Raw genomic sequence first — 25057 nt, forward strand, 5'->3', positions numbered from 1 at the left:
GAGGTCGGAGCGCCGCTCAGCGCCGAAGTCGCCCGAACAGTTCGTAGTCGTGATCCGGCGTGTATCGACGGAAGAGCAGGCTGTTCGAGAGGACCGACACCGATGACAGCGCCATCGCGCCGGCCGCGAGCACGGGCTGGAGCAGGCCGAGCGAGGCCAGCGGGATCATCGCGGTGTTGTAGCCCAGCGCCCAGACGAGGTTCTGCTTGATCTTCTGGAGGGTGGCCTCCGAGATGCGGATCGCCTTCACCACGTCGAGCGGATCGTCACGCATTAGCGTCACGTCCGCGGCTTCGATGGCCACGTCCGTCCCCGAACCGATCGCCGTGCCGACGTACGCAACCGCGAGCGCCGGCGCGTCGTTGACCCCGTCGCCGACCATCATCGCCGTGCGACCCGCCGACTGGATGTCCTCGACGGCGTCGGCCTTGTCCTCAGGGAGGACACCCGCGCGAACGTTATCGGGGTCGATTCCGACCCGCTCGGCGACGGCACGGGCCGTTCGCTCGTTGTCGCCGGTGATCATCATGACATCCAGCCCGCGCTCTCGCAGCGCAGCGACTGCCTCGGCCGAGCTCTCCTTGACTGTGTCGGCGTCCGCGACCGCGCCCGCGACCGCACCGTCGACCGCAACCAACATCGCGGTCTTGCCCTCGCCCTCGAGGCGTTCCATCGCCGCTTCGGCGGGCGCGGGATCGACCCCCTCTCCCTCGAGCAGTCGGCGGTTGCCGACCAGCACCTCGCGGCCCTCGACGGTCGCCCGGACGCCCTGTCCCGGAACGTTCTCGAACGCGTCGGGATCGGATAGCTCGAGACCGCGCTCCTCGGCCCCCTCGACGATGGCCTGCGCGAGCGGGTGTTCGCTGTTGCGCTCGGCGCTGGCGGCGAGGCGCAGCACCTCGTCCTGATCGAGGGCTACTCGAGCAGCCACTGCTCCTCCATCGGCCGCGGCGTCACCACCGTCGGCGGCCGCTCGATCGCCCTCGTCCTCGAGCGCGACCACGTCGGTCAGCGTCATCTCGCCGGTCGTCAAAGTGCCGGTCTTGTCGAAGACGACGGTGTCGACGTCCTTCGCGCGCTCGAGGATATCGCCGCCCTTGAACAGGACGCCGTTTTGGGCACCCAGCGTGGAGCCGACCATCGTCGCCGCAGGCGTGGCGAGGCCGAGCGCACAGGGGCAAGCGATCAGCACCGCGGAGGCGAAGACGACGACCGCGAACTCGAACGTCGACAGCGCGGCCGGGCCGCCGCCGACCAGCCCCCAGAGCGGCAGCGCGCCCACGACGCCGGAGAGCGTCCCGGGGAAGAGGAACCAGACCAGCCCCCAGAAGATCGCGTTGAGGATGACCGCGGGGACGAAGTACGCCGAAATGCGATCCGCGAGGTTCTGGATTTCGGGCTGTCGCGATTGCGCCTCTTTGACGGTCTGGACGATCCCCTGCAGTGCCGTGTCCTCGCCGACCTTGGTCGCCTCGACGGTCAACACGCCGTTCTCGTTGATCGTCGAGCCGATCACTTCGTCGCCCGCTTCCTTTTCGACGGGGACGGACTCGCCGGTCACCATCGACTCGTCGACCGCGGACTGGCCGTCGACGACGACGCCGTCCGTGGGAACCTTCTCGCCCGGCCGGACCTTCATTCGGTCGCCGACCGCGACGTCCTCGAGCGGTACTTCCTCCTCGTTCCCGTCGTCGTCGACCAGCGTGGCCGTCTCGGCCTCCATCTCGAGCAGTTTCCGCAGGGCCTCGCCGGCCTGACCCTTCGAACGGGCCTCGAGGTAGTTGCCCAGCGTGATGAACACGAGGATCAACGCGGCGGTGTCGAAGTACATGCTGCCGGCCAGCAGGCCGAGCAGGACGACGAGACTGTAGACGTACGCCGTCGACGAGCCCAGCGCGATCAGCACGTCCATGTTGGCGCGCCGGTTCTTCACGAGCGCGTTGTAGGAGTTGACGTAGAACGGGCGGCCGAGGACGAGCTGGACCGGCGTCGCGAGCAGGAACTCCACCCAGCCGAACTCGATGCCGAAGACGGTTTCCGGCACGAGCGCCCCGCCGAGCAGGAACTTGTCGGTGAGGAAGAGCAGGAACGGGGCGGAGAGAACGGCACCGAAGATCGTCAGGCGGCGCTGTTTTCGCAGCTCCGCCTGCCGGGCCGCGTCGCGGCGCTCCCCCGCTGACTCCTCGTCGCCCTCGTCGCGGACGGGCGTGTAGCCGGCCCCCTCGATCGCCCCGTAGAGATCGGAGAGCGAGACGTCGTCGGGATTGTACTCGACGGTCGCCTCGTCGGTCGCGTAGTTCACGTCGGCGTCGATGACACCGGGCGTCTCCTCGAGCGCCGACTCGTTCGTTTCGGCGCAGTTCGCACAGGACATGTCCGTGATCCCGATCGACCGGCTCGCGCGCTCGGCGCTGTAGCCAGCGTCTTCGATGGTCTCGTAGATTTCGGCGAGCGATACCACCTCGGGGTCGTACTCGACGGTCCCGTCGTCGGTTGCGTAGTTGGCGTTCGCCTCGCTCACGCCGTCGAGGGACTCCAGGGCATCGCCGATCGTCTGCGAACAGTTCGCACAGCTCATGCCCCGGATGTCCAGATGTGCGGTTCGAGTGCTCATTACTGGATACTAGGTGATCCCGACTTACCCACTTTACTGGCTACAATCCAAAGTTCAAGGAGGGTGTGACTTTGGAATGGAAGGTCAGACGCCCTCCTCGAGTCGAGTGTATCGCCCTTCGAATCGACTCGAGCAGGAGGGACAGCAGAAGTGGTACACCTCGCCGTCGATCCGGGTCGATTCGCCCTCGCTGTCGACGGTGTTGCCACACTCCGCGCAGGTGAGCGCAAACGACGTGCCGTCGAGGGAAGGCGTCCACTCCGCGTCGTCCACCAGCGTGACGTCGTAGTCGACGCCGTCCGCGTCAGGGAGGAGTCCCTGGAGCCACTCGCGGACCTGTCGGACCTGCGCACGGGCGTAGAACCAGAGCTCGCCGTCGGCGGTGACGAACACGTGCTCGACGGCGTCGGCGTCCGCGATGGCAACTTTGCAGTCGTCGACAGCGGCCGCGGGAACGGTCGCCTGCACGAACACCGGAATCCCGGCCCTGAGCTGTGACTGGTCCACGTCGACGGTGAATCCCTCGATGACACCGGCCTCCTCGAGGCGCTGGACGCGGTCCGAGACGGCCGGCCCGGAGAGGTCCACCGTTGCGGCGATTTCGCTGTACGGTCGCCGGGCGTCTTCGCCCAGTAGCCGCAGGATTTCCATGTCGGTTTCGTCGAGGTCGCGCATACCGCACCGTTCGACCGGGATGGCAAAGAGGGTGGCGACCGGCACTTTGGAATCCGAAGTCAATATCGTCTCTACGCTCCGATCGAAAGTAGAAACGCACAAAGAGCAGCCATCCATATGATATCGTATGAGTCAGACCATTACCGTCGAAGGAATGTCCTGCGAACACTGCGAGCAGACCGTCGAAGACGCGCTCGAGGACGTATCGGGCGTCGAGTCGGTTAACGTGGATCGCGACGCGGAACGGGCAACCGTCGAGGGCAATGCGGAGACGACGGCTCTCGTCGAAGCGGTCGACGAGGCGGGGTACGAAGCTAGCGCGTAACTGCGCGAGCCGACTGCAGCGCTACTGACGCCGCTCTTCTAATCGCGTTCCGTCTCGAGGACAGTAGTCGTATCCGCGATTCCGCGTCTGGAACCCACAGGAGGGGCACGCTCGAACTGGTTCTTCGGACGCGTCTCGGCTCGAACCGCGGAACAGGAACGGAACGAACGGGATGAGCAAAAAGAACGCGAACGTATTGAAGTGCCACCAGAGGACGGCACTCACGAGCAGACTGACAAGCAGCCCCACCACTGCCGTCGCGGTTCGTGAACTAGGCATATGGGTGGTACATTCCCGATGATGAAAAGGAACGGGAGAATTTCGCCTCAGGTTCGTGACGAAGGGTTCGTACCGATGATTCGCGAGTCAGTCCGCCGGCCGAGCCTCCCCCGGCGCGGAGACGCCCGGCAGGCCCGGGACCGAGAGATCGACGCGCCGGAGGAACTGCGCGTTGATCGCGACGATCACCGTGCTGAGCGACATGAGCAGCGCGCCGACGGCCGGCGAGAGGAGGATCCCGATCGGCGCGAGGATTCCGGCCGCCAGCGGGAGCGCGAAGACGTTGTAGCCCGCGGCCCAGACGAGGTTCTGTTGCATCTTCCGGTAGCTCGCCCGACTCAGTTTCACGAGTCGAACCACGTCCATCGGATTGTTCTTGACGAGGATGATGTCCGCCGACTGGACCGCGACGTCCGTCCCGCTCCCGATCGCGATCCCGATGTCGGCTCGAGTGAGCGCCGGCGCGTCGTTGACGCCGTCGCCGACCATCGCGACCGACTTGCCCTGCGCCTGAAGCTCCGTGATCTTCTCGTCCTTGTCCTCGGGTAACACCTCTGCGAACACCGTATCGATCCCGAGATCGGCCGCAACCGCGTTGGCCACGTCCTCGGAATCGCCGGTCAGCATCGCCACCTCGAGGCCGAGTTCGTGAAGCGCGTCGACGACCCGGTCGCTCTCCTCGCGGATGACGTCAGCGAGCGCGAACGCGGCGACTGGGTCCCCCTCACGGACGAGGTAGACGACGGTTTGTGCGTTCTCGCCTGCTCGATCGGCGAACCGCTCGAGTGTCGCGGGGACGTCGCCCTCGAGTTCCGAGAGCAGGTTCGGACCGCCGACGTGCACCCGTTGACCGTCGACCGTCGCGCGGACGCCCTTGCCTTTCAGCGCCTCGAAGTCGGTGGCGGTCCGGCGCTCGAGGCCGCGATCGTCGGCCGCCTCGCGGACGGCCTGCGCGATCATGTGCTCGGAGTCGCCTTCGACGGCGGCCGCGAGTTCGAGCGCCTCGTCCTCGGAGACGTCCTCGACAGTCGCAACGTCGACGACGCCCTGTTCGCCCACGGTGAGCGTGCCGGTCTTGTCGAAGACGACGGTATCGAGAGTCCGGGCTTGCTCCATGGCGATTCGGTCGCGGACGAGCATCCCGTTGCGCGCGGCCAGCGAGGTGTTAATCGCTACGACGAGCGGAATGGCCAGCCCGAGCGCGTGCGGACAGGCGATGACGAGGACGGTGACGACGCGTTCGATCACCGTCGAATCGAATCCCACCGCGATCGTCCACGCGACGGCCGTGACGAGGGCCGCGCCGAGCGCGACGTAGAACAACCACCCCGCCGCCCGATCTGCGAGCGCCTGCGTTTTCGATTTGCTTCCCTGGGCCTCCTCGACGAGCCGCATGATGCCCGCGAGGGTCGTCTCTTCGCCCGTCGCGCTGATCCGCACCCGGAGGCTGCCGTCGCCGTTTACCGTCCCGCCGATCACCTGGTCCGTGGGCTCCTTCGAGACGGGCGTCGATTCGCCGGTGATCATCGACTCGTTGACGTCCGACTCGCCCTCCTCGACGACGCCGTCCGCTGGCACGCTCGCGCCGGGACGGACGAGCACGAGATCCCCTTCCTCGAGGTCGCTCGCGGGAACCTCCTCGGTCTCACCGTCGTCGGTGATTCGTTCTGCAGTGTCTGGCATGAGCTTCGCCAGTTCGTCCAGCGCGCTCGAGGCCCGCCGGACCGAGCGCATCTCGATCCAGTGGCCCAGCAGCATGATGTCGATCAGCGTGACGAGTTCCCAGAAGAAGGCCGAATCGGTCGGGACGACGAGGCTCGCGAGGCTGTAGACGAACGCGACCGTGATCGCCATCGAGATGAGCGTCATCATCCCCGGCGCGCGATCCCGCAGTTCCGGGGCCGCCATCCGGAGGAACGGAACGCCGCCGTAGGCGAAGACGATCACCGAGAAGACGGGGGTAAGCCACTCGCTACCGGGGAACGCCGGCATCGAGAAGCCGAGCCACGCCTGGAGCGTCTCGCTGTAGAGGAGGACGGGAATCGAGAGCAGCGTCGAGACGAAAAACCGCCGCCGGAACATCGTTTCGTGGCCGGCGTGCATGCCGCCGTCGTGGTCACCGCGCTCGTGGCGGTCATCGCCGTGGCCATGACCGCCGCCCGCATCGTGGCGATCTCGGATCTCGTCTCGCCCCCGTTCGGCGTCGTCGGCCTCGTCCTCGAGTAGCGACTCCTCGACCCGGTCCGGTCGGTCGCCGTCGTCTCGAGCGGTATCGGCCGGTTCCGGATCGTCCCCTGTTCGGCGTCGTGGTCGTCCATCGGTCGGTTCTCAATTGGGTGCTAGGTGGTCGCACACCAAGGAAGTGGGGCTGGCTACTCCCGGGAGAAGGGACACGAGGTAGCCGTCGATCGGATGAAAAGACAATTCCCGCCCCGCCGCTAATGTGCCAGCATATGCGAATCGCCGTTCCCAACAAGGGCCGCCTGCACGAGCCGACGATCGACCTCCTCGAGCGGGCGGGGCTCCACCTCGAGAACGGAGCAGACCGGAAGCTCTACGCGGATACCGTCGACCCCGACGTGACCGTGTTGTTCGCCCGTGCGGCCGATATCCCGGAGTACGTCTCCGACGGCGCGGCCGACCTGGGTATCACGGGCTTCGATCAGGTGCAGGAGGCACGCGTAGACAACGTCTCGGAGCTGCTCGACCTCGAGTTTGGACGCTGCCGACTCGTCCTCGCGGCTCCCGAGGACGGCGATATCGAGCGACTCGAGGATCTGGCCGGCAAGACGGTCGCCACCGAGTTCCCGAACATCACGGCGGACTTCTTCGACGATACCGGCGTCGAGCCGGATATCGTCGAGGTGTCGGGCGCGACGGAACTCACGCCCCACGTCGAGATGGCCGACGCGATCGTCGACATCACGAGCACCGGGACGACGCTGAAGATGAATCGACTGGCTATCGTCGACGAGGTCCTCTCGAGTTCCGTCCGGCTGTTCGGTCGCGACGACGTGCTCGACGAGCCCAAGATCGACGAGGTCAGGACCGCCCTCTCCTCGGTCAAGCAGGCCGAGGGCAAACGGTACCTGATGATGAACGTTCCTCGAGACCGACTCGAGGACGTCCGCGACGTCATCCCGGGGCTGGGCGGGCCGACGATCATGGACATCGCCGACGAAACCGACGACGAGTCGACCGTCGCGGTCCACGCCGTCGTCGACGAGCGAAACGTCTTCGAGACGATTACCGAGGTCAAAAACGCCGGCGCGAGCGATATTTTGGTGACCGAGATCGAGCGACTGGTCGAGTAGTCCGGTCGGTTGGGGCTCGGGCGGTTGGGTACGTCGGGACTCGAGCGGCTGGGTACGCCGGGACTCGAGCACCCGATCGACCCGAATCCGGGCTACTCGAGTCGGGCGGCGATCGGTCGCTCGAGCGAGTCGAACTCGAGGAGCGAGTCGAACGCGGCGCAGTTCGCCGCCGGACCGACGAGGCTCCGCACTCGATCGAAGCGCACGATATCGTATTCCTCGAGCAGCGGGAGGTGGGTTTCGCGGAGCGACGTGTGGATCCGCTGGCGCAGTTGGTGGATCGTCGTCCCGACCGTCGGGTCGTGTTCGGCGTCGGCGAGCCGACCGACGAGCGTTCGGAGCTGGATCGGATCGTCGGTCGCGAGCACGCAGCGGAGGATCTCACACCGGCGGTCGCTGTCCACGACGCGGGAGATCGTCTCACGCGGGAGGGGGCGACGACCGAGCGCACCGTCGTTGCCGAGGCGAAACCGATCCGAAGCGGTCGGCGTTGGATCAGGGTGGATCGTCATGGGCACGAGAAAGTCAGCGACGGCACATCGGATAAACGCGACCGGTCGTTTCGACGAGTATGGCTCGATTCAGGCCAGTCGGGCCCGCTATGGCCGGAATAAACGATCGATAATCCGACCAAAGCGGCGACGGGTCAGGTGACCGGCACGGGAACTCGAGACGATTCGGAAACGGAGCAGGCCCCAGACCGCGAGTAATATGTCACTACCGGCCGACGGTGAACGGAAGCAGTCCGTCGAATGCAGATTCGAGACGATATCGCTCGAGCGTTCACTGATAAGGCGGCTGTAAGACGGACTGCTGAAAGTCAGTTCCGGAGCAACCGGAGGACGGTTCGCGGTTGCTCCTGTACATCGGGACAGCAACCCGTATGAACGGACGGCAACTGGTGGCGACACCGACTCGAGCGGAACGGTTCGAGCGGCGTTACTCGAGCAGGCCGAGATCCTCGAGCCGGGAGACGATCTTGTCGACCGCGTGTTCGGCGTCGACTGGCTTTTTCCCGCCGGTGATGACGAGCTTCCCGGAGCCAAAGAGCAGGGCGACGACCTCGGGGTCGTCGAGTCGGTAGACGAGGCCGGGGAACTGCTCGGGCTCGTACTCGATATTCTCGAGGCCCAGCCCGATGGCGATCGCGTTCAGATTGAGGTTCCGGCCCAGATCGGCCGAGGTGACGATGTTCTGGACGACGATCTCGGGGTCTTCGTTGACCTGGATCTGGAGTTCGCGGAGCTTGTCGAAGACGATGCGCAGGCTCTCGTGGACGTCGTCGGTGCTTTTCGCGCCGGTACAGACGATCTTTCCCGATCGGAAGATCAGGGCGGCGGATTTGGGATTCTGGGTTCGGTAGACGAGACCGGGGAACTGCTCGGGGTCGTAGTCGGCCCCCTCGAGGTCCATCGCGACACTCTGGAGGTCGAGTTCCTGCCCGATGCCGGTCGACGCCACCACGTTTTCGATGTTGATGGTGTCCTTCGGATCCGTCATTAGTCGCTTAAAAAGACGTATTTAAGGTTTATAAAGGTTGGTACCGCCACCTGATATATCCGGTATATACGACCGAAATCGATCCGAGACCGTCGCCGGGTCGCGGTTGCTCACACGACCAGTAGTATCGATCCATGACTGACGAACTACGTGCGGTGGCGCACGCTGTGCCGCGGTGAATGCCAATGAACCGCGGCTCGATGCCGTGCGAGGTCGTCACGAGTGTAGCGAGTGACTGCTTGGAAGACGCTTTGCGTCTTCCAGTGGATGAGCGAAGGAGGGAGCGACTGAGTGAATCGGCTGGGGAGGGCGTGGCGATTCCCTGTTGCCACGGTAGCAGAACGCTCGTTTTCGATGAAATCCGTCTTCGAGTCCGCAGTGGAGGGGGCGAGACGAACGGACGAGCATCCCGTGAGTGAGTCGCGAAAAACGGCAGCCTCATACTCGAGGCGCGGCGACAGTCGACCGTGTATCTGCTCGAGCTAGGCGGCGAGGACGACGCGTTCGCGGCCCGCGAAGCCGGGAGCGCCGCGACCGGCGTGGAGGGAATCGCACCGGGGCTCGCCGTCGCACACACAATCGTCCCCGAGCGCGTCCGCGGCCTCGCCTACACCCACCGCGCCAGCGAACTCCTCGGACGGGGCGACGCAGACCTCGAGAGCGCTCGCGCGATCCTCGAGGCCGCCGCGATCGACCGGGAGGGATCGGTCGCGGTGCGGGCGACCGACGTCCACGGCTCGAGCGGCGTAAGCACCGAAACGGCGGAACGTGAACTCGGCCAAATCCTGGTCGATCGGGGTTTCGCGGTGGATCTCGAGGATCCCGACCACCTCCTGCGGGTCGCGTTTTCGGAAGGGACGCTCGAGACCGACAGGAACGACGGCGTGCTCGAGTCCCTCGAGGGCGACGGGACCGGTGAAGCCGACGGCGAGCGGGTCTCCGTCTGCGCGCTCGGCTGGCTCGCGGCCGAGAGCGTCCGCGATTTCGGCGCTCGCGCGCCGACGGACAAACCCTTCTTCCAGCCCGGCAGCATGGATCCGCTGCTCGCGCGGGCCGTCGCGAACGTCGCCGGCGCTCGGCCGGGCGCGACGATCCTGGATCCCATGTGTGGCACCGGCGGCGTGCTCGTGGAGGCGGGCCTCGTCGGCGCGGACGTGATCGGCACCGACGCGCAGGCGAAGATGGTCGAGGGCGCGCGGGAGAATTTGGCGGCCTTCCTCGAGCGCGACGAGCCCTCGCCGACCGGCGTGTCGCGGGGATCGTGGCACGTCGGCCGGGGCGACGCGACCCGGCTGCCGCTGGCGGACGACGCGGTCGACGGCGTCGTCTTCGACGCCCCCTACGGCCGCCAGTCGAAGATCGAAACGCATCGGCTCGCGGACCTCGTCTCCGGTGCGCTCGAGGAAGCCCGTCGGGTGGCCCCGCGAGCGGTCGTGATCGCGGATCGGTCGTGGGCCGGGGAGGCGCGGGCGGCCGGCTGGGAACTCGAGTCCGCGTTCGAGCGCCGGGTGCACCGGTCGCTGACGCGGTACGTGATGGTGCTCGAGCGATAATCTCCGTAACGTCTGTCGGTTATTTGTGCTAAATCTGTATAACGGATACAGAACGACTGGGGGAACAGATTTGCTGCTATCGTGGCAACACGGAGTAGCCACGCCCTCCCCAGCCGATTTCTCCTCACGGGCGCTGCGAGGCGGTGAAACCGCCTCGACGGTCGCGGCGCGTCGCGCCGCGCTCTGCCCGTTCGGATGGTTCGCGGAACCCCCGGTTCCGCGCTAACGCTCGTTCACTACGTTCATTCGTTCGTCCCTCGCGATATCGCGTCGCGGTTCGTCACTGACGAACCGCGACCCAGCGCGCCATCATAGAGACCGAACAGTCAGCCGCCCGCTGTAGCGAGTCACGATAGGGTTCGGATTGTCCCATCTCTTATTGAGGGCGGTGACGTGTGATTAGACACCGGTGATCCGGTATGGACGGAACGGAAGACGCTGCTGGCGAAGAATACGGCACTATTCGTCTCGACTGTCGCGGCCGGGTAACGATTCCGACGGAACTCCGCGACGAACCCGATCTCGAGAAGCGAGCCGAGTTCCGGGTCATTCGCGACGGTGGTGACATCCATCTCATCAGGGAACTCCCCGATCTCGAGACGGTTACGCGAGGATCGAAGTGGGGCGACGAAGCGTTTCGGGACGCAGGTGACGCGACGTTCGGTGAGTGATCAACCCTTGATCTCGTGGACGCGATCCCGAAGCCGTTCCCCTTTCTCGGTCTCGACCGAGAGGTCGGGAACCGGGACCTTCTCGCCGTTCTCATCGATCGCGACGAACGTGAACGTCGACTCGGTGGTCTTCTCGGTCTCGCCGCTGCGGGGTTCCTCGCGCCAGGCGCGCAGCGCGACGTGGACGCTCGTCCGGCCCGCGTCGTAGACGTATGCCTCCACGAGGGCGGTGTCACCGATCTGGATCGGCCGCTCGAAGTCGAGTTCGTTCACTCGAGCGGTGACGCAGGTCTCGCCGGCGAAGCGCATCGCCGACATCGCGCTTACCTCGTCGAGCCACTTCATCAGGTTGCCGCCGTGGAGCGTATCGTTGTTGTTCGCGTGATTGGGCTGGACGCGAAATCGGTTCCGAATGTGGGTCTCGAGAAGCGTCGGCATACCCGACCTTCGTCCGGCGATGGGATAACGCTCCGTATCGACGCGATATCGGCCGACGAATCCCTCGCCTTCATGGATGTCGTCCCGAAAGCACGGCCATGGTTGACCTCACGCTGGCGTGGTTCGGACTCGGTGCGACGGTCGTCTTACTATGCTGTAGCGCTTTCTTCTCGAGCGCAGAGACGGCGATCTTCACGCTCCCGATGGCGTGGATCGACGAGCGAGCGACGGGCGGCGATCGGCGAGCGACCGCGCTCAAATCTCTGCGGGACGACCCGCACCGGCTGCTCGTGACGGTTCTGGTCGGCAACAACGTCGTCAACGTGGCGCTCTCGAGTATCGTGACGGTCGTCTTCGTCACCTACCTCCCCACCGGAATCGCCGTGACCGCTGCGACGGTCGCCGTCAGCGTCGTCGTCCTCGTGTTCGGCGAGATCGTCCCCAAGTCGTACGGTCTAGGAAACGCCCAGCGGTGGGCGATGACGGTCGCGCGACCGATCTCGATGGTCGAGCACGCTCTGTCGCCGCTGGTGACCGTCTTCGACGTCGTGACGCAGTGGCTGAGCGACCGGATCGGTGGAAACAGCGATCTCGAGCAGCCGTACGTGGAGTGATGACGCGGGATACGGGCCGAGCGCGACAATCAGGCGTCCCGACCCAGCTCCGCGAGGAAATGCGAGACGTGAATTCGATCGCTCGTTCCCTCGTGCATCTCGAAATCGATGTCGGCGGCCAGCCGGTGAACTCGAGCGAGGTGCTCGCCCTGGTAACGCTTGCGCGCGACTCGGAGGATCACGTCCAGCACCTCGTTGCCGTCCAACCCCTCGTCGACGAGCAGGTCGTCCAGCGTCGATCGCGCGTCGGTGAACGCGCCGGCTTCGGCGTCGTCGAGCATCGACTCGACCTCGTCCTCGAGGCCGACCTCACCGATCGTCTCGTAGGCCGCGCTCATCGTGAGTTCGCCCGCGTTCTCGACGGTCGTCTGGGCCGCGAGGATCGCCTGCCGGAGGTTGCCGTTCGCGTAGCCCGCGACGAACTCGAGGCCGTCGTCATCGTAGTCGACGCCCTCGGCCTCGACGATGCGCTCGAGAACGGTCACGATCTCCTCGCTGGTCGGCGAGCGAAGCGAGACGGGGAAACACCGCGAGCGGATCGGCGGGATGAGCTTGGTCGGCTGGCGCGTCCCGACGATAAACTGCGTCGTCCGGTGGTGTTGCTCCATGATTCGGCGCAGGGCCTGTTGGAAGTCCTCGCGGATGTCCTCGGCGTTGTCGAGCAAGATTGTGGTGTAGCCGCCTGAAACGGGCGCGTAGCTCGCCGATTCCTTGAGGACGTGGTTGATCATGTCCCGTTTTGACATCGACGAGCGGCCGACGAGGAAGTGTTCGAAGCGGGGATCGTTCTTGATCTCGGTCTTGGTCCGGCTGAAGAAGTCGGCGACGTTGATCTCGACGAAATCGTTGTCCGGATCCGCGTGGGCCGCACGGGCCAGTGCGCGCGCCGCGGCCGTCTTCCCGCTTCCGGGCGGGCCCTGCAGGAGGAGGTTGATTGGCTCCTCGACGGCCCGCTCTAAGTACTCGCGAGCGTCGTCCTGTGGCAACTCGGCCAGCTCCGGGGCGTGGGTTTCGGTCCACAGCGGCGCGTCCATCGCCAGCGACTAGGAGTGGGGCGGGTAAGAATCGGTCGGTTGGAAGCCGGTACTGCAGTGTATTCATCTATCGACCGTCTTGACACGACAGGACGAGTCGCTAGCCGGCGGGACCCGTCGACAACCCGGTGAGCCGCAGCCTCTCGGTGAGCCGTCGATTCGCTACTCGCCGCTCGAGTCGTTCCCGGCCCCGCCGTCGTCTGAATCGCCCGACTCCACGTTCGCCGGCGTAAACGTCGTCCGCACCGGTTCGCCCTCGAACTCAATCGGCGAGGCCGCATCAGCGTTGCCGGGATTACCGGCGTAGAGCGCCGCCGTCAGTTCCTCGTCCGCATCGATCGAGGCGTCGTCAGAGAGCTCGAGGGAGACGTTCTCGTGTTCGCCCGGCTCGAGTCGGTCGCTCGTGCCGATAACCGTCCCGTTTCGCTCGAGGGCGACGAATCCCGCCTCGGGAATCGCCGCGGAGACCGTCACGTTCCCGTCGCTCGCGGTTTCGACCGAGACGCTCGGATCGGTGTGGAACTCGAGATCGATCCGGTCGAGTTCCCCGTCGTCCTCGGTGTAGACGCCGATCGACCGGTTTCCGGGCGGTGCGCCGTTGGTGTCCAGTTCGAGGGTCACGGTCCGGGTCTCGCTGCCCTCGAGTTCCAGCACCTGTCGCGCGAAGACGGCCCCGTCGATACGGACCTCGACGGGCTGTTGAGCCCGGAACTCCGTCGGATTGCGGATCGTGGCGTTCACCTCGATCGTCTCGTTCGTCGTCGCCGTCGCCGGCGCGTCGATCGATTCGACCATGAACGAGTTGCTGACCGCGTCGTCGCCGGTCGTCACCGTCGCGGTGTCGCTGACCGGAAACCCGTCCTCGAGATAGGGGCGATCCTCCTCGCCGTCGCTCGCCTCGTAGGCGTAGCCCTCGTCGTCCGAAGTGTCCCGATGGACCGTCGCGGTCAGCTGCCCGAGGAGTTCGCGGGTCGCGTCGTCCTCGCGCTCGATAGTTACGTTCTCGTGGCTGCCGGCCTCGAGGCGCTCGGAAACGGCCAGCGGCTCGTCGCCGCCGTCGCCGATGACGACGTAGCCGCCCTCGGAAAGGGTAACCGACTCTACCGTGACGGTGGAGCCGTTGCCCTGTTGATCCTCGAACGTGATCGAGGCCTCGGGGTCTTCCTCGACGCCGAAGATGGCGGGGGCCTGGCCGACGATGATACCGGCGGCGATGACGATCACGATCGCGATCAGAATCGCACCGATCCGCTTCAACGTGCCGAACGTCAGTCTCGAACTCATTGGGGGTGTCGTCGTCCCCGTCTTCGTGTTCGACGGACGTAAAATGCGCAGTCCGTTCGCAGGCTTCCGATTCGGTTCGAGATAGTTTATCTGAATAACCGCCAGTTACGAGCGTTCAGCGGGGCTGTTCGTCGCCAACGGGCGATCCGAACGGTCGGGCTCGCGATTCCCACCCGAGGAGGGCGGTGCTGAACGCGAAACTCGGCTCGAGCGATCCGAAGCCGGTTTAGTCGCGGCCCGCCGAAGGGATACCGATGCCACTGCGCGTGACGTTTCTGGGGACGGCCGGTGCGATTCCGACGACGGAGCGGAACCCGAGCAGCGTCTTCGTCGCCCGCGAAGGCGAGGGGCTGCTGTTCGACGCCGGCGAGGGAACCCAGCGCCAGATGATGCGCTTCGGGACGGGCTTTTCCGTCTCGCAGCTGTTCGTCACGCACCTCCACGGGGATCACGTCCTCGGGATTCCGGGACTGCTCCAGACGATGGCGTTCAACGACCGCGACGCGCCGCTCGCCATCCACACCCCTCGCGGCACGCGTACCCAGCTCGAGTCGCTGGTGAACGCCCTCGGAAACCGCCCCTCGTTTCCGGTGCGGATCGACGAGATCGGCGGCGGCGACGTCGCCTACCGCGCCGAGGAGTACGAGGTCCGCGCGTTCGACACCGACCACGACACCCGCTCGGTCGGCTACGCGCTCGTCGAGGACGATCGCAAGGGCCGATTCGACCGCGAGCGCGCCGAAGAACTCGGCGTTCCCGTCGGCCCGAAGTTCTCGAGGCTCCACGAGGGCAAGTCCGTCGAACTCGAGGACGGTACCGTCGTCGACCCCGATCAGGTCGTCGGCGACCCCCGTCCCGGCCGATCGATCGTCTACACCGGCGACACCCGTCCCGCGCAGGCGACGATCGAGATCGCCGAGGAGCCCGACCTGCTGATCCACGACGCGACCTTCGCCGACGACCGGGCCGATAGGGCGACCGACACCGCCCACTCGACCGCCCGCCAGGCCGCCGAGATCGCGAACCGCACCGGCGCGGATCGGCTCGCGCTCGTGCACCTCTCCTCGCGCTACGCCGGTCACACCGCCGATCACGAGGAACAGGCTCGCGAGGTCTTCGCGGGCGACGGCGAGGACGTGTTCGTTCCCGATGATGGGCAGCGCCTCGAGATTCCGTATCCCGACGGCGAGTAGGTCAGTCGACGCTATCGTTCGATACAGGGGACCTATGTATCGCTCAGTCTGAGTCTGATCAACCGACGTGCGGTGGCGCGCACTGTCGGCCGACCGAGTGGTAGCGAGGGCGGCCGACGATATTGCGCGAGGAATGAGTGAGCGAGTACAGCGAGCGAACGAATCGGTTGGGGAGGGCGTGGTGATTCCCTGTTGCCACGGTAGCAGGGAGCTTCTTTCATCGAACGACTATCGAGCATCCTGCTCAGTAAACTGGGTGAATACGCAAATCGGCTGGAGAACGCGTACCAGCTCCCAGCTTTCACCCGACTCTATCGCAGTGCGAACCCGCGTCGGATTTATAGCCGTCTCGTTCCTACGGCCCGCTGTGAGTACGCGAACGAGTGCGCTCGATGCGGTCGTCTTCGGTGTCGATATCCAGAGCGGTGACGTGCGCGGCGATGCACCATCGTACGCACTGGCGGTCTACGATGGGGAGGAGATCACTCGAGACGTCGTCTCTCACCGCAAGCTCAGACGACTGATCGACGACGAGGAGCCGGCGATCGTCGCGACCGACAACATGTACGAGCTGGCCGCCGACAAGGACCAGCTGATCCACTTCCTCGGCTCGCTCCCCAGCGGAACCACGCTCGTGCAGGTGACGGGTGCCGAACAGCCCGAGCCGCTCTCTCGCGTCGCCAACCGCCACAACATCCCCTACGGAAAGGACCCGATGCAGGAAGCCGAGGCCGCGGCCCGGCTTGCCGCCCACAACGTCGGCCACGAGGTGTCGGCCTTCACCGACACGACCGAGGTGAAGGTCGCACGGGGGCGCTCGACCGGCAGCGGCGGCTGGAGCGAGGACCGCTACACCCGCCGCATCCACGGCTCAGTCAGGAAACGAGCCCGCGAGGTGGAGTCCGAACTCGAGGAACACAACCTCGAGTACGAGCGCGACGTTCGGGAGGCCTACGGCGGCTTCGCGAACGCCGTCTTCACCGTGCAAGCCCGGCCCGGCGACATCCCCGTCTCCCGAAATCGCTCGGGGGACGTCCGGGTCGAAATCGAGCGCGAGCGCCGCGACGGCATCGAATTCGAGCCGCTCGTCAAGCGCCGCGATCACGTCATCGTCGGGATCGACCCCGGGACGACGACCGCCGTCGCCATCGTCGGCCTCGAGGGCGAGGTCCTCGACGTCTGGAGTTCCCGAACCAGCGACACCGCCGACGTGATCGAGTGGATCGTCGAACGCGGCCGCCCGATCATCGTCGCGGCCGACGTGACGCCGATCCCCGAAACCGTCGAGAAGTTCCGCCGGAGCTTCGACGCCGCCGGCTGGACGCCCGAGAGCGATCTGCCGGTCGACGAGAAACAGCATCGCACGCGCGAGCACCCCTACGACGACGACCACCAGCGCGACGCGATGGCCGCCGCGCTCTTCGCCCTCGACGCCCACGAGGACCAGTTCGAGCGCATCGCCGACAAGCTCCCGCCGGGGATCGATCGCGGCGAGGTCACCGCTCGCGTCGTCGCCGGCGAGGAGAGCGTCGAGGCCGTCCTGCGGGACCTGAGCGACGACGACAGCGGCGACGAGGAGGACTCCACCGAGCACGAGCCCCGCGAACTCACCGCGGAAGAGAAACGGATCAAGGACTTAGAGCGGCAGGTCGAACGGCTCCAGTCGCACGTCGAACGGCTCGAGGGCCGCGTCGCCGAGCGCGACGACCGGATCGACGAACTCGAGTCGAAACTGACGCTCGCTCGCCGCGAGGAACGAACGCAGGTTCGCAAGGACCGCGAGGTGAACCGCCTCGAGCGGAAAGCGAACCGACTCGAGCGCGAGCGCGACGACGCCCGCGAGGACGTCGAGAGCCTCGAGAACAAGGTCGAGCGGATGAAGGCCCTCTGGAAGCTCGACCACTCGAACTTCAGCGACGTCTCCGCGAAGAAGGAGGGGCTGGTCCCGGTGAAGGTCGTCGAAAAGTTCACGAAGGGCGCGATCCGCGAGGCCGACGAGCAATACGGCATCGCGAGCGGCGACGTGGTCTACATCCGGGACGCCAGCGGCGCGGGCCGATCGACGGCCGAACTGCTCGCGGAGTTCGATCCCCGCGTCGTCCTCAAGGACGGTGGCCTCTCGGAGATCGCCGACGAGCTCCTCTTCGAGAGCGAGATTCCGGTCGGCCCCGCCGACGACGTGGCCATGCAGGAGGTCGACGAACTCGCCGTCGCCCGCGAGGCCGACGTCGAAGCCGCCATCGACGACTGGCACGAGCGCGCCGAGGCACGGAAACGCGACCGCAAATCGGCGATGGTCGACCAGCTCATCAGCGAGCATCGAGCCGGCGACAGCGAAGTGTGAGACGATCTGCCGTATCAGTAGTCAGTATGACGTAGACCGTCTCAGAACATCCCGAAGTTCTGGAGCAGTCCCGAGATCAGGGACTTGACGACCAGACCGAGGCCAGCGACGATGAGTGCCATCCCCGCAGCGATCAGTAGATTCTGGGATGCGATGAGACCGATACCGGCGAGCAAGATCACGATACCGGCGATACCGAGCGCGCCGAGGTTTTTCAACATACGCAGGGGTGCAGAGCCGAGCGAAATAAACGGCGTGGTTTCCGTGCTCGCACGTCCATCACGCGCCGTCAGCGTCCGACGTTCGGACGGACGATAAAGGATTAAACCACTCGAACGCGAATCCACGGCCATGAGCGACGGAGACGGCGGTCGGAAGAACCTCCGGATGCCCGAGGATGACGAGGTCTTCGCGACCGTCACGAACATGCTCGGGGCGAATCGGGTCACAGTACGCTGTGCCGACGGGACCGAACGCACCGCGCGCATCCCCGGCAAGATGCAAAAGCGCGTCTGGATCCGCGAGGACGACGTCGTACTCGTCGAACCCTGGGACTGGCAGGACGAAAAGGCCGACATCACCTGGCGCTACGAGAAGAGCGAGGCCGATCAGTTGCGGGAAGAAGGCCATATTCAGTAACGAAGTTTTGCGCCGAGGGCCGCCTTCGGCGGCCCTCGGCAACAATTCGATTAAAAGCACCGGAAGACGCTTCGCGTCTTCCGAGCCCTCGTTCACTCCGTTCACGAGGACACTCCTCCTTCCGTTTCGTGACGCTTCGGGTCACTCCACGTCAGTCGTCGGCCCGCTCGCTCAGCCGGTCTCACGGCCTTCGGCCGTTCGACTGTTCGCGGCGCATAGCGCCGCGCAAGGCTTCACTCACGGTGAACGACATCGTTCGGGTTCTTCGAACCACTCACTCGTCGACGATGCCGGTGGGTTATTTCCACTGGCGGTCACTCGTTAGTCAATTCTGGTGGCGCTCGATGACGCACGACCCATCATGAATCCTGACTATCATCGGACACAGAAGACTTATTCCGTCCTTGTGCGTCGACCCGCGCATGAAACTCAGCCGGCGGCGGTTACTCGGCGGTATCGGGGCCGGCGCCGCGGCCGGGCTGCTCGGAGCGCCGGCGTCGGCTGCGGAATCCAACACCGACACCGAGCGGGTGTTCGTACATCCCAAAACGGGACTGCTCGACGGCCTCAGCGAACTCCTCGGCGTCATCGAGGACAGCAGCGGAACCACGGTCCTCGAGTTCGACAACTTCGAGTTCGTGGTCGCGGAGGTGCCGTCGACCAGGCTGGACGAACTGCGCGGCGACCGCCGCGTGGCGTCCGTCGAAGACGACGAGGAGACGGGGATCCCGTCGAACTGGTCACCGTCCCTGTCGGACTTCCTGAACCCACCTGGGGGTTCCGACTGTTTCGGCCATCCCGATCAACGACCGTCCTGGGGCGTCGAACGAATCGGTGCCGACGCCGTCGAATCGGACGGCTCGGGCGTCAACGTGGGAATCCTCGACACGGGAATCGAATCGGACCACTGCAGTCTCTCGGTCGAGGGCGGTCGGAACTTTACCGATGACGGGACGCCCGGCGACTACGAGGACCGCCACGGCCACGGGACGCACGTCGCCGGTGTCGCCGGTGCGCCGGACAACGACCTCGGCGTCGTCGGCGTCGCTCCCGGGGCGAATTTGTACGCGGTGAAGGTGCTCGGCGACGACGGATCCGGACGCTACAGCGAACTGATCGCCGGGATCGACTGGTGCATGTCGAACGACGTGGAGCTGATCTCGATGAGCCTCGGCGGCGAGGCCGAGAGTTCCACGATGGACCGGGCGATCGAGGCCGCACACTCGGCGGGACACCTCCTGCTCTGTGCGGCCGGGAACGAAGGAAACGGCGGGAACGGATCGTGCGACGCGGAGACGATGACCTACCCGGCGACCCACGAGGACGTCATCGCGGTCACCGCGATGGACGAGGACGACACGCTGGCGTCCTACAGCAGCGTCGGCTCGGGTGTCGACCTGCTGGCGCCCGGCACGGCCGTTACCTCGACGACCGTCGACAACGAGTACGCGGAGGCGAGCGGGACGAGCATCGCCTGCCCGTACGTCACCGGCGTCGCGGCGCTCGTCTGGGAGATCCGCGAGGAGGAGGGTCCGGGACCGAACGAGCCGGTCAGAGAAATCCTCGCCGAGACGGCGGAAACGGTACTCGGAACGTGCGCGGAGGGGGACGGCCTCGTGAACGCCCGGTCGGCCGTCGGCGACGACCGCGCGACCGACGGCGGTAGCAGTCCCCTCGACGGCGGCGGGTTGCTGTCGATACTCGAGCGAGTCGTCGACCTGATCGTGGGCTTCTTCGAATGGCTCTGGGGACTATTTTCGTAGCTATCGGCGAGTCGTGGCCACGATCAGGTCTCGGGAGTGAACGACGAAAAGTCGGTCCGTTTCGGTCGGTCGCGTTGGAATTTTCGAGCGCCGATTACAGATCGGCGACGTCTTCGATGGCGTCAGTCAATTCTGTGATGGACTCGAGGTCGTGTTCGCCCATGTGGCCGATGCGGAACGTCTTTTCGCCGAGTTGGGAGCCGTAGCCATTTGAAAAGACCATGTCGTACTCCGCGGAGACGGTCTCGATCGTCTCGGCGACGTCGATCCCCTGCGTGTTCTCGATGCAGGCCACCGTCTGGGATTCGTAGCCCGCCTCTGGGAACATATCGAAGTGCTCGCGGGCCCACTCGCGGGTGTACTCGGCCATCTCGCGGTGGCGCTGGTCGCGGGCGTCGTGGCCCTCCTCGAGCATGTGTTTCATCTGCTCGCGGTAGGCGAGCATGACCGGAATCGCCGGCGTGGAGTGGGTCTGTCCCTTCCGGTCGTAGTAGTCCAGCGAGCGCTGGAAGCCGCCGTACCACGACGCCGAGTCCTTCTCGAGTTCCCGCTCGTAGGCGTCGTCGTTGACGACACAGACGGCGAGGCCGGGTGGCATGGCGAAGGCCTTCTGAACCGACGTGAAGATGACGTCGATCTCGTGCTCGTCGATATCGACGAGGTCGCCGCCGAGCGCGGAGACGGCGTCGACGATAAAGTAGGTGTCCGGATAGTCGGCGACGACGTCACCGATCTCCTCGATCGGGTTGCGGACGCCAGTCGAACTCTCGTTCATCACGCAGGTGACGGCGTCGTACGCCGTCTCGCTCTCCTCGAGGCGCTCGCGCACGTCCTCGGGTTTGACCGCCTGACCCCACTCGTACTCGAGCGTGTCGACGGACTTCCCCAATCGCTCGGCCACGTTGGCCTGTCGTTCGCTGAAGCTCCCGCAGGTCGTACAGAGGACGTCCTCGTCGACGAGGTTGAGGAGCGAGCTCTCCATGAACTCGGTCCCCGACCCCGTGAGGATGATGACCTCGTTGTCGGTGCCGAGGAACTCCTTCGTGTCCTCGACGATGGTGGTGTAGAGGTCGGTCATTCGGTCCATTCGGTGGCCGAACATCGGCTCGCACATCGCCTCGAGGACGTCCTCGCGTACCTCGGTCGGGCCCGGGATGTACAGCGTCTTGTCGGGATAGTCGTCCCTGTATTCGCGTTTCTTGCTCACGGAAATCACCTGATACGGGCTACTGAGTCGCGAGGTGGTATGGTACTTTTGATGCTGCACTGGGAACGGAGCAGCGGTTACCACCGGAAGTCGGTTACCGGCGTTACTCCCTCGAGTCGTCGCCGTCCTGGATTTCGATGCTACCCGCCATCAGAGTAGTGGGGCAAACAGACGTATTCTGCCATCTCGCTCGAGGCGGTAAGGCCGACCGTTCGACGTACCGTCCGTCGGGTCCGTCGATCGTCGGTTAGCACGTCCCCGAGAGTTAGCCGAATATAATTAACTCGGTGATAATACCTGCTGCTGGTCGGAGAGACGTTCGCCACGGTGGCCGCCAATAAACAATACAAAACAAGAGAGAAACTGTGGAGACCGGTACGAGTCTCGATTACTCGCTGGACGAGTTGGACGAGTTAGACTCGTTGCCGCTGCCGCTTCCGCTGCCGCTGCTGCCCTCCGTGATTTTGATCGTGCCCTTCATTCCCGACCCGTAGTGCGGAACACAGGCGTATTCGTCGATGTTGGTGCTGGCCGTGAACTCGATAGTCTGGCTGTCGCCGGGCTCAGCCGTTTGCTCGGTTTTGTTCCCCTCGTACGGGGACCCCTCGCTATAGAGCGCGATGTTGTGTTTGGCGCTGCCCGCGTTCTCGTCCCAGCCGATGGTGTACGACTTACCCTCAGTAAGCTCGATAGTGGGGTTCTCTTGGCCTTCGATTCCGGATGGGGATTTGCCCTCCCACGTGTTATTGGTCGTGGCCTTAAACATAATCGTCTCGCCGGGTTCGATCGCCACGGCACCGCTGTCCTCACCGTTACCGTTGCCGTTACCGTTTCCGTCTCCGTTACCACCGCTACAGCCGGCGACGAGCGCCGTCGATGCGGCCGCGCCCGTGATCTTCAGTGCTGTCCGCCGCGAAACTGGGTTGTCTTGTGCCATCATCGGAGATTGGGCCTGACCGCATAAAAATTGATACCTTCTCTCGTTACAATGTTATGTGAGTACATGCCACAATATATGGACACCTATATTCGTTGACTGTCCACCAGAGCGGACGGTATCAGGCGTCGCCACGGTCACTCGACCGAACGCGATCGGTCGCCTCGAGCGGGAGCCGCAAAAACAGTGGCACCGTGACGACGGCGATCGCGATCTCGAGGCCGCCGACGACGAGGAAGGCGGTGCCGTAGCCGTAGCTGCTGGCGACGGTGCCGCCGAGGAGGAAGCCGGCGAGGAAGCCGAGGCTGCCGGCGAGATTGAACCCGGCCATGGCGATCCCGCGTTCGCTCTCGTCGGCGAGGTCGGTGACCAGCGCCATCGTGGCGGGGGCCACCAGCGCGCCGAGGACGCCGACGCCGACCATCGCGATCGCGGCGGTCGCGACCGACGGCGAGGCCCCGACGAGGAGGATCCCGCCGCCGTAACACAGCGAGCCGACGACGATCGGAATCGTCCGACCGATCCGATCCGACAGGGCACCCATCGGATACTGCAGGAGGGCGAAGGGGGCGAAAAAGCACGCCAGCATGAGTCCGGTCGTTCCGGCGTCGAGCCCGAACGCCTCCTGGAAGTAGAGCGTTCCCACGAGCGCGAAGAAGCCGGCCGTGAGCCGATCGACGAAGCCGAAGGCGAACGGAATCGACAGCGTCGGCCGCCGGCGGATCCCGTTGACGAGCGCGCGAGCGGACCGGCGTTCGTCGGGGGTGCGGTCCTCGACGAGCGAGACGGCGATGCCAACGAAGACGAGCAAGCCGGCGGCGACGAGCAGCGGTGCGATCGGGTCGACCTCCGTTAGCTGGCCGCCGATCGGCGCACCGAGGGCGGCCCCGAGCCCGATGGCGATCCCCGCCGCGCCCATGTTCCGGCCGTGGCCGCCCTCGAGGTCCATCAGCATGGTCATCGTCAGGGAGAACGCGCCGATGGTCATCGCGCCCTGAAAGACCCGCAGGAGGAGCACGCCCTCGAAGGGAATCGATCCCACCGCGGGGACGGCGGCGAGAGCGGCGTAGCCGACGGCACCGGCGACGGCGCTGGCGACGATGAACGGCGTCCGGCGGCCGGTCGCGTCGCTCGCGACACCCCAAACGCCGACGAACGTGACGTAGGCGGCGAACTCGGCGACCAGAAACCACATGCTCGCGTCGAGCGGCGTCGCCGCGAACGCCGAACCCGTCGCGTCCGCACCCAGCGCCGCCACGAGCGTCGCCACGCCCGGATAGAGCAACACCTGCGAGAACAACACCGCGAAGACGAGGGCGGCGAGCACGGCCCGATCGCGATCACTCGAGTGCACGACGGGGGCTTGTCGCTCCGTGAGTATGAAGCCGTTCGTCTCGAGGCGAGCAGCTACGGGACAGGGGTCGTCCTGTCACTGGTGTCAGCGCACGAAGACGACGACGGCCGGAACCGATGGAGTTTCAGTCGCTGAGAACGTGTTACTCTCGATGACAGTCACGCGTCGGCGATTACTCGCTGCGGGAGTCACCGCCGGAACGGGGGTCGTTGCCGGCTGTACGAGTCTCGTCGAGGATTCACTCTCGTCGAAAGTGGCGACCGTCTCCGGGACGGCGCTCGACGAAACCGGATACGGCGAACACACCGTCAACGAGGTCGTCATCGAGCGGACTGTCAGCCGGTTCGGGTTCGACCGGACTATCGAAGTCCGGAACTGGTACGCCGAGTACGATCGAGCGATCGCGCTCGATTCGTTCGGACTGACGCGCGCCCGGGCGGCGGTTGTCGCCGTCCTCACGACGCCGCAGGTATCTGTCCTCGGCAAGACGTTCAATCCCGTCGGCGAGTACTCGACGGACGAACTCGTCGAACTGATTCAGAGCCGATACGACCGACTCGAGGTCGGCCGGTCCGTCGACGAGCAATCGGTCTCTATTCTGGGAACCGAAAGGACGCTTACCCGGTACGAGGCGCGTGCACGATTGATTTCCGCCGGAACCTCGTTCGACGTCTTTTTGCAGCTCAGCGAGCCCGTCGCCCACGGCGACGATTTCGTGATCTGCGTCGCGGTCTATCCGCAGGTACACGGGCTCGAAACCGAGTCCGGTGCCGTTCGGACGATGCTCGAGTCGCTCGAGCACAACTGAGCCGCTCGCAGGACGTGCGTGCACGCCGACTGCAGCGGTATCCGTCAGTTCACGGCGGTACCTCCGTCAGCTGTACTGAGCAGAGTTACAGGGGCTCCTGGAAAACGGCTCTGCGCTTGCGATTGCTACGGACGGATGTAGGCGTAGCCCTCGTTTTGGAGCCGGGTGAGTTCGCCGCCACCGGAGGGAACGGTTTCGACGCCATCGACGAGATCCGATTCCGCGAGGTCTTTGAGGTCGAGCGTGTTACCGCAGGCCTTGACCGAGATGCCCGTCTCGAGCAGCGATTCGACCGTGTCGCTGCCGTCCCCGCCGGCCGTCAGCGGTTCGATCCCGTCGGCTTGGGCGACGATGGCGATGTCGCTAATCTCGACGGAGTCGTCTTTCGTGAGGTTCTCCGCGATCGTGAGTGCGGTCTGTCGTTGTGCCGGTTCGTCCGCGATGAGGTGGAAAACTGTCTGCATGTCTCGATGGTACGGCCGGCCAGCGAAAGTGTTTGAGCCTGCAAGCG

The 25057-nt window shown here is 65.3% G+C and carries 25 protein-coding genes; 11 read left to right on the forward strand and 14 right to left on the reverse strand.

The window, feature by feature from the left end:
* Positions 1-16 precede the first annotated feature (16 nt).
* Entirely contained in the window at positions 17-2614 is a 2598-nt protein-coding gene (locus LDH74_RS16310; RefSeq protein WP_226039754.1) for a heavy metal translocating P-type ATPase, read from the reverse strand.
* Between the two features lie 84 nt (positions 2615-2698).
* A complete protein-coding gene (locus LDH74_RS16315) occupies positions 2699-3289 on the reverse strand; it encodes an AsnC family transcriptional regulator (protein WP_226039755.1) in 591 nt (196 codons plus the stop codon).
* 127 nt (positions 3290-3416) lie between these two features.
* Here LDH74_RS16315 and LDH74_RS16320 point away from each other — a divergent pair, with 127 nt between their 5' ends.
* Complete coding sequence (locus LDH74_RS16320) at positions 3417-3614, forward strand: heavy metal-associated domain-containing protein (protein ID WP_226039756.1); 198 nt, start codon at positions 3417-3419, stop codon at positions 3612-3614.
* A gap of 21 nt (positions 3615-3635) precedes the next feature.
* On the opposite strand, the gene LDH74_RS16325 is transcribed toward LDH74_RS16320, so the two are convergent.
* A complete protein-coding gene (locus tag LDH74_RS16325) occupies positions 3636-3893 on the reverse strand; it encodes a hypothetical protein (protein WP_226039757.1) in 258 nt (85 codons plus the stop codon).
* Positions 3894-3980: 87 nt separating this feature from the next.
* Positions 3981-5996, reverse strand: coding sequence for a copper-translocating P-type ATPase (locus LDH74_RS16330; protein ID WP_345778532.1), 2016 nt, complete (start codon positions 5994-5996; stop codon positions 3981-3983).
* Here LDH74_RS16330 and LDH74_RS26665 point away from each other — a divergent pair.
* Both LDH74_RS26665 and hisG read left to right on the forward strand, forming a co-directional pair.
* A complete protein-coding gene (locus LDH74_RS26665; protein ID WP_345778533.1) occupies positions 5991-6119 on the forward strand; it encodes a hypothetical protein in 129 nt (42 codons plus the stop codon). The genes LDH74_RS16330 and LDH74_RS26665 overlap by 6 nt on opposite strands.
* A 227-nt stretch (positions 6120-6346) precedes the next feature.
* Complete coding sequence (gene hisG / locus LDH74_RS16335; RefSeq protein WP_226039758.1) at positions 6347-7207, forward strand: ATP phosphoribosyltransferase; 861 nt, start codon at positions 6347-6349, stop codon at positions 7205-7207.
* 92 nt (positions 7208-7299) lie between these two features.
* Here the strand turns inward: hisG and LDH74_RS16340 are convergent, their stop codons facing one another.
* The gene (locus LDH74_RS16340; protein ID WP_226042545.1) at positions 7300-7719 is read right to left on the reverse strand and encodes a hypothetical protein; all 420 of its coding nucleotides are present in this window, start codon (positions 7717-7719) and stop codon (positions 7300-7302) included.
* Positions 7720-8146: 427 nt separating this feature from the next.
* A complete protein-coding gene (locus LDH74_RS16345; RefSeq protein ID WP_006092636.1) occupies positions 8147-8707 on the reverse strand; it encodes a TATA-box-binding protein in 561 nt (186 codons plus the stop codon).
* Between the two features lie 467 nt (positions 8708-9174).
* Here LDH74_RS16345 and LDH74_RS16350 point away from each other — a divergent pair, with 467 nt between their 5' ends.
* Positions 9175-10260 carry a methyltransferase domain-containing protein gene (locus LDH74_RS16350; protein ID WP_226039759.1) on the forward strand — a complete coding sequence of 362 codons (1086 nt, stop codon included), beginning with the start codon at positions 9175-9177 and terminating at the stop codon, positions 10258-10260.
* A gap of 419 nt (positions 10261-10679) precedes the next feature.
* Positions 10680-10931 (forward strand): AbrB/MazE/SpoVT family DNA-binding domain-containing protein, encoded by a 252-nt coding sequence (locus LDH74_RS16355; protein ID WP_226039760.1) that lies wholly within the window; start codon positions 10680-10682, stop codon positions 10929-10931.
* Here LDH74_RS16355 and LDH74_RS16360 read toward each other — a convergent pair whose 3' ends face one another.
* Complete coding sequence (locus LDH74_RS16360; RefSeq protein ID WP_226039761.1) at positions 10932-11369, reverse strand: acyl-CoA thioesterase; 438 nt, start codon at positions 11367-11369, stop codon at positions 10932-10934.
* Positions 11370-11467: 98 nt separating this feature from the next.
* Here LDH74_RS16360 and LDH74_RS16365 point away from each other — a divergent pair, with 98 nt between their 5' ends.
* Complete coding sequence (locus tag LDH74_RS16365) at positions 11468-11983, forward strand: DUF21 domain-containing protein (RefSeq protein ID WP_226039762.1); 516 nt, start codon at positions 11468-11470, stop codon at positions 11981-11983.
* A gap of 29 nt (positions 11984-12012) precedes the next feature.
* Here the strand turns inward: LDH74_RS16365 and LDH74_RS16370 are convergent, their stop codons facing one another.
* Together LDH74_RS16370 and LDH74_RS16375 are read right to left on the reverse strand one after the other, a co-directional pair.
* Positions 12013-13017, reverse strand: coding sequence for an AAA family ATPase (locus LDH74_RS16370; protein WP_226039763.1), 1005 nt, complete (start codon positions 13015-13017; stop codon positions 12013-12015).
* A 162-nt stretch (positions 13018-13179) separates the two neighbouring features.
* Positions 13180-14301, reverse strand: a complete 1122-nt coding sequence (locus tag LDH74_RS16375; protein WP_226039764.1) for a DUF4179 domain-containing protein — start codon at positions 14299-14301, stop codon at positions 13180-13182.
* A gap of 254 nt (positions 14302-14555) precedes the next feature.
* Between LDH74_RS16375 and rnz the strand changes: the two genes are divergently transcribed.
* Positions 14556-15494: a ribonuclease Z gene (rnz, locus tag LDH74_RS16380; protein ID WP_226039765.1), complete on the forward strand. Its 939-nt coding sequence runs from the start codon at positions 14556-14558 to the stop codon at positions 15492-15494.
* Between the two features lie 367 nt (positions 15495-15861).
* Positions 15862-17838 (forward strand): DUF460 domain-containing protein, encoded by a 1977-nt coding sequence (locus LDH74_RS16385; RefSeq protein ID WP_226039766.1) that lies wholly within the window; start codon positions 15862-15864, stop codon positions 17836-17838.
* Positions 17839-17879: 41 nt separating this feature from the next.
* Here the strand turns inward: LDH74_RS16385 and LDH74_RS16390 are convergent, their stop codons facing one another.
* The gene (locus LDH74_RS16390; protein ID WP_226039767.1) at positions 17880-18059 is read right to left on the reverse strand and encodes a hypothetical protein; all 180 of its coding nucleotides are present in this window, start codon (positions 18057-18059) and stop codon (positions 17880-17882) included.
* A gap of 130 nt (positions 18060-18189) precedes the next feature.
* Here LDH74_RS16390 and eif1A point away from each other — a divergent pair, with 130 nt between their 5' ends.
* Together eif1A and LDH74_RS16400 are read left to right on the forward strand one after the other, a co-directional pair.
* The gene (gene eif1A, locus LDH74_RS16395; RefSeq protein WP_098725110.1) at positions 18190-18477 is read left to right on the forward strand and encodes a translation initiation factor eIF-1A; all 288 of its coding nucleotides are present in this window, start codon (positions 18190-18192) and stop codon (positions 18475-18477) included.
* A gap of 422 nt (positions 18478-18899) precedes the next feature.
* On the forward strand, positions 18900-20240 hold the full coding sequence (locus LDH74_RS16400) for a S8 family peptidase (protein WP_226039768.1): 1341 nt from the start codon (positions 18900-18902) through the stop codon (positions 20238-20240).
* Positions 20241-20334: 94 nt separating this feature from the next.
* Here the strand turns inward: LDH74_RS16400 and LDH74_RS16405 are convergent, their stop codons facing one another.
* The 3 genes from LDH74_RS16405 to LDH74_RS16415 form a co-directional block, all read right to left on the reverse strand.
* Positions 20335-21447 carry an alanine--glyoxylate aminotransferase family protein gene (locus LDH74_RS16405; protein ID WP_226039769.1) on the reverse strand — a complete coding sequence of 371 codons (1113 nt, stop codon included), beginning with the start codon at positions 21445-21447 and terminating at the stop codon, positions 20335-20337.
* 388 nt (positions 21448-21835) lie between these two features.
* Positions 21836-22384 (reverse strand): plastocyanin/azurin family copper-binding protein, encoded by a 549-nt coding sequence (locus LDH74_RS16410; protein ID WP_226039770.1) that lies wholly within the window; start codon positions 22382-22384, stop codon positions 21836-21838.
* 121 nt (positions 22385-22505) lie between these two features.
* The gene (locus LDH74_RS16415) at positions 22506-23738 is read right to left on the reverse strand and encodes an MFS transporter (protein WP_226039771.1); all 1233 of its coding nucleotides are present in this window, start codon (positions 23736-23738) and stop codon (positions 22506-22508) included.
* Between the two features lie 151 nt (positions 23739-23889).
* Between LDH74_RS16415 and LDH74_RS16420 the strand changes: the two genes are divergently transcribed.
* Positions 23890-24546 carry a DUF6517 family protein gene (locus LDH74_RS16420; RefSeq protein ID WP_226039772.1) on the forward strand — a complete coding sequence of 219 codons (657 nt, stop codon included), beginning with the start codon at positions 23890-23892 and terminating at the stop codon, positions 24544-24546.
* A gap of 125 nt (positions 24547-24671) precedes the next feature.
* Here LDH74_RS16420 and LDH74_RS16425 read toward each other — a convergent pair whose 3' ends face one another.
* Positions 24672-25010: a DsrE family protein gene (locus LDH74_RS16425; RefSeq protein WP_226039773.1), complete on the reverse strand. Its 339-nt coding sequence runs from the start codon at positions 25008-25010 to the stop codon at positions 24672-24674.
* Between the last annotated feature and the right edge of the window lie 47 nt (positions 25011-25057).

Origin of the sequence: Natrinema sp. DC36 (genome assembly GCF_020405225.1) — an archaeon.
GTDB lineage: Archaea > Halobacteriota > Halobacteria > Halobacteriales > Natrialbaceae > Natrinema.

Excerpts from the sequence above, each read along its gene's own strand:
- LDH74_RS16390 (WP_226039767.1), bottom strand. The coding sequence starts at position 18,059 with ATGTTGAAAAACCTCGGCGCGCTCGGTATCGCCGGTATCGTGATCTTG.
- eif1A (WP_098725110.1), top strand. The coding sequence starts at position 18,190 with ATGAGCGACGGAGACGGCGGTCGGAAGAACCTCCGGATGCCCGAGGAT.
- LDH74_RS16365 (WP_226039762.1), top strand. The coding sequence starts at position 11,468 with ATGGTTGACCTCACGCTGGCGTGGTTCGGACTCGGTGCGACGGTCGTC.
- LDH74_RS16320 (WP_226039756.1), top strand. The coding sequence starts at position 3,417 with ATGAGTCAGACCATTACCGTCGAAGGAATGTCCTGCGAACACTGCGAG.
- LDH74_RS16370 (WP_226039763.1), bottom strand. The coding sequence starts at position 13,017 with ATGGACGCGCCGCTGTGGACCGAAACCCACGCCCCGGAGCTGGCCGAG.
- LDH74_RS16315 (WP_226039755.1), bottom strand. The coding sequence starts at position 3,289 with ATGCGCGACCTCGACGAAACCGACATGGAAATCCTGCGGCTACTGGGC.
- LDH74_RS16310 (WP_226039754.1), bottom strand. The coding sequence starts at position 2,614 with ATGAGCACTCGAACCGCACATCTGGACATCCGGGGCATGAGCTGTGCG.
- LDH74_RS16330 (WP_345778532.1), bottom strand. The coding sequence starts at position 5,996 with ATGCACGCCGGCCACGAAACGATGTTCCGGCGGCGGTTTTTCGTCTCG.
- LDH74_RS16400 (WP_226039768.1), top strand. The coding sequence starts at position 18,900 with ATGAAACTCAGCCGGCGGCGGTTACTCGGCGGTATCGGGGCCGGCGCC.
- LDH74_RS16325 (WP_226039757.1), bottom strand. The coding sequence starts at position 3,893 with ATGCCTAGTTCACGAACCGCGACGGCAGTGGTGGGGCTGCTTGTCAGT.
- LDH74_RS16420 (WP_226039772.1), top strand. The coding sequence starts at position 23,890 with ATGACAGTCACGCGTCGGCGATTACTCGCTGCGGGAGTCACCGCCGGA.
- hisG (WP_226039758.1), top strand. The coding sequence starts at position 6,347 with ATGCGAATCGCCGTTCCCAACAAGGGCCGCCTGCACGAGCCGACGATC.
- LDH74_RS16345 (WP_006092636.1), bottom strand. The coding sequence starts at position 8,707 with ATGACGGATCCGAAGGACACCATCAACATCGAAAACGTGGTGGCGTCG.
- LDH74_RS16355 (WP_226039760.1), top strand. The coding sequence starts at position 10,680 with ATGGACGGAACGGAAGACGCTGCTGGCGAAGAATACGGCACTATTCGT.
- LDH74_RS16375 (WP_226039764.1), bottom strand. The coding sequence starts at position 14,301 with ATGAGTTCGAGACTGACGTTCGGCACGTTGAAGCGGATCGGTGCGATT.
- LDH74_RS16360 (WP_226039761.1), bottom strand. The coding sequence starts at position 11,369 with ATGCCGACGCTTCTCGAGACCCACATTCGGAACCGATTTCGCGTCCAG.
- LDH74_RS16425 (WP_226039773.1), bottom strand. The coding sequence starts at position 25,010 with ATGCAGACAGTTTTCCACCTCATCGCGGACGAACCGGCACAACGACAG.
- rnz (WP_226039765.1), top strand. The coding sequence starts at position 14,556 with ATGCCACTGCGCGTGACGTTTCTGGGGACGGCCGGTGCGATTCCGACG.
- LDH74_RS16410 (WP_226039770.1), bottom strand. The coding sequence starts at position 22,384 with ATGGCACAAGACAACCCAGTTTCGCGGCGGACAGCACTGAAGATCACG.
- LDH74_RS16340 (WP_226042545.1), bottom strand. The coding sequence starts at position 7,719 with ATGACGATCCACCCTGATCCAACGCCGACCGCTTCGGATCGGTTTCGC.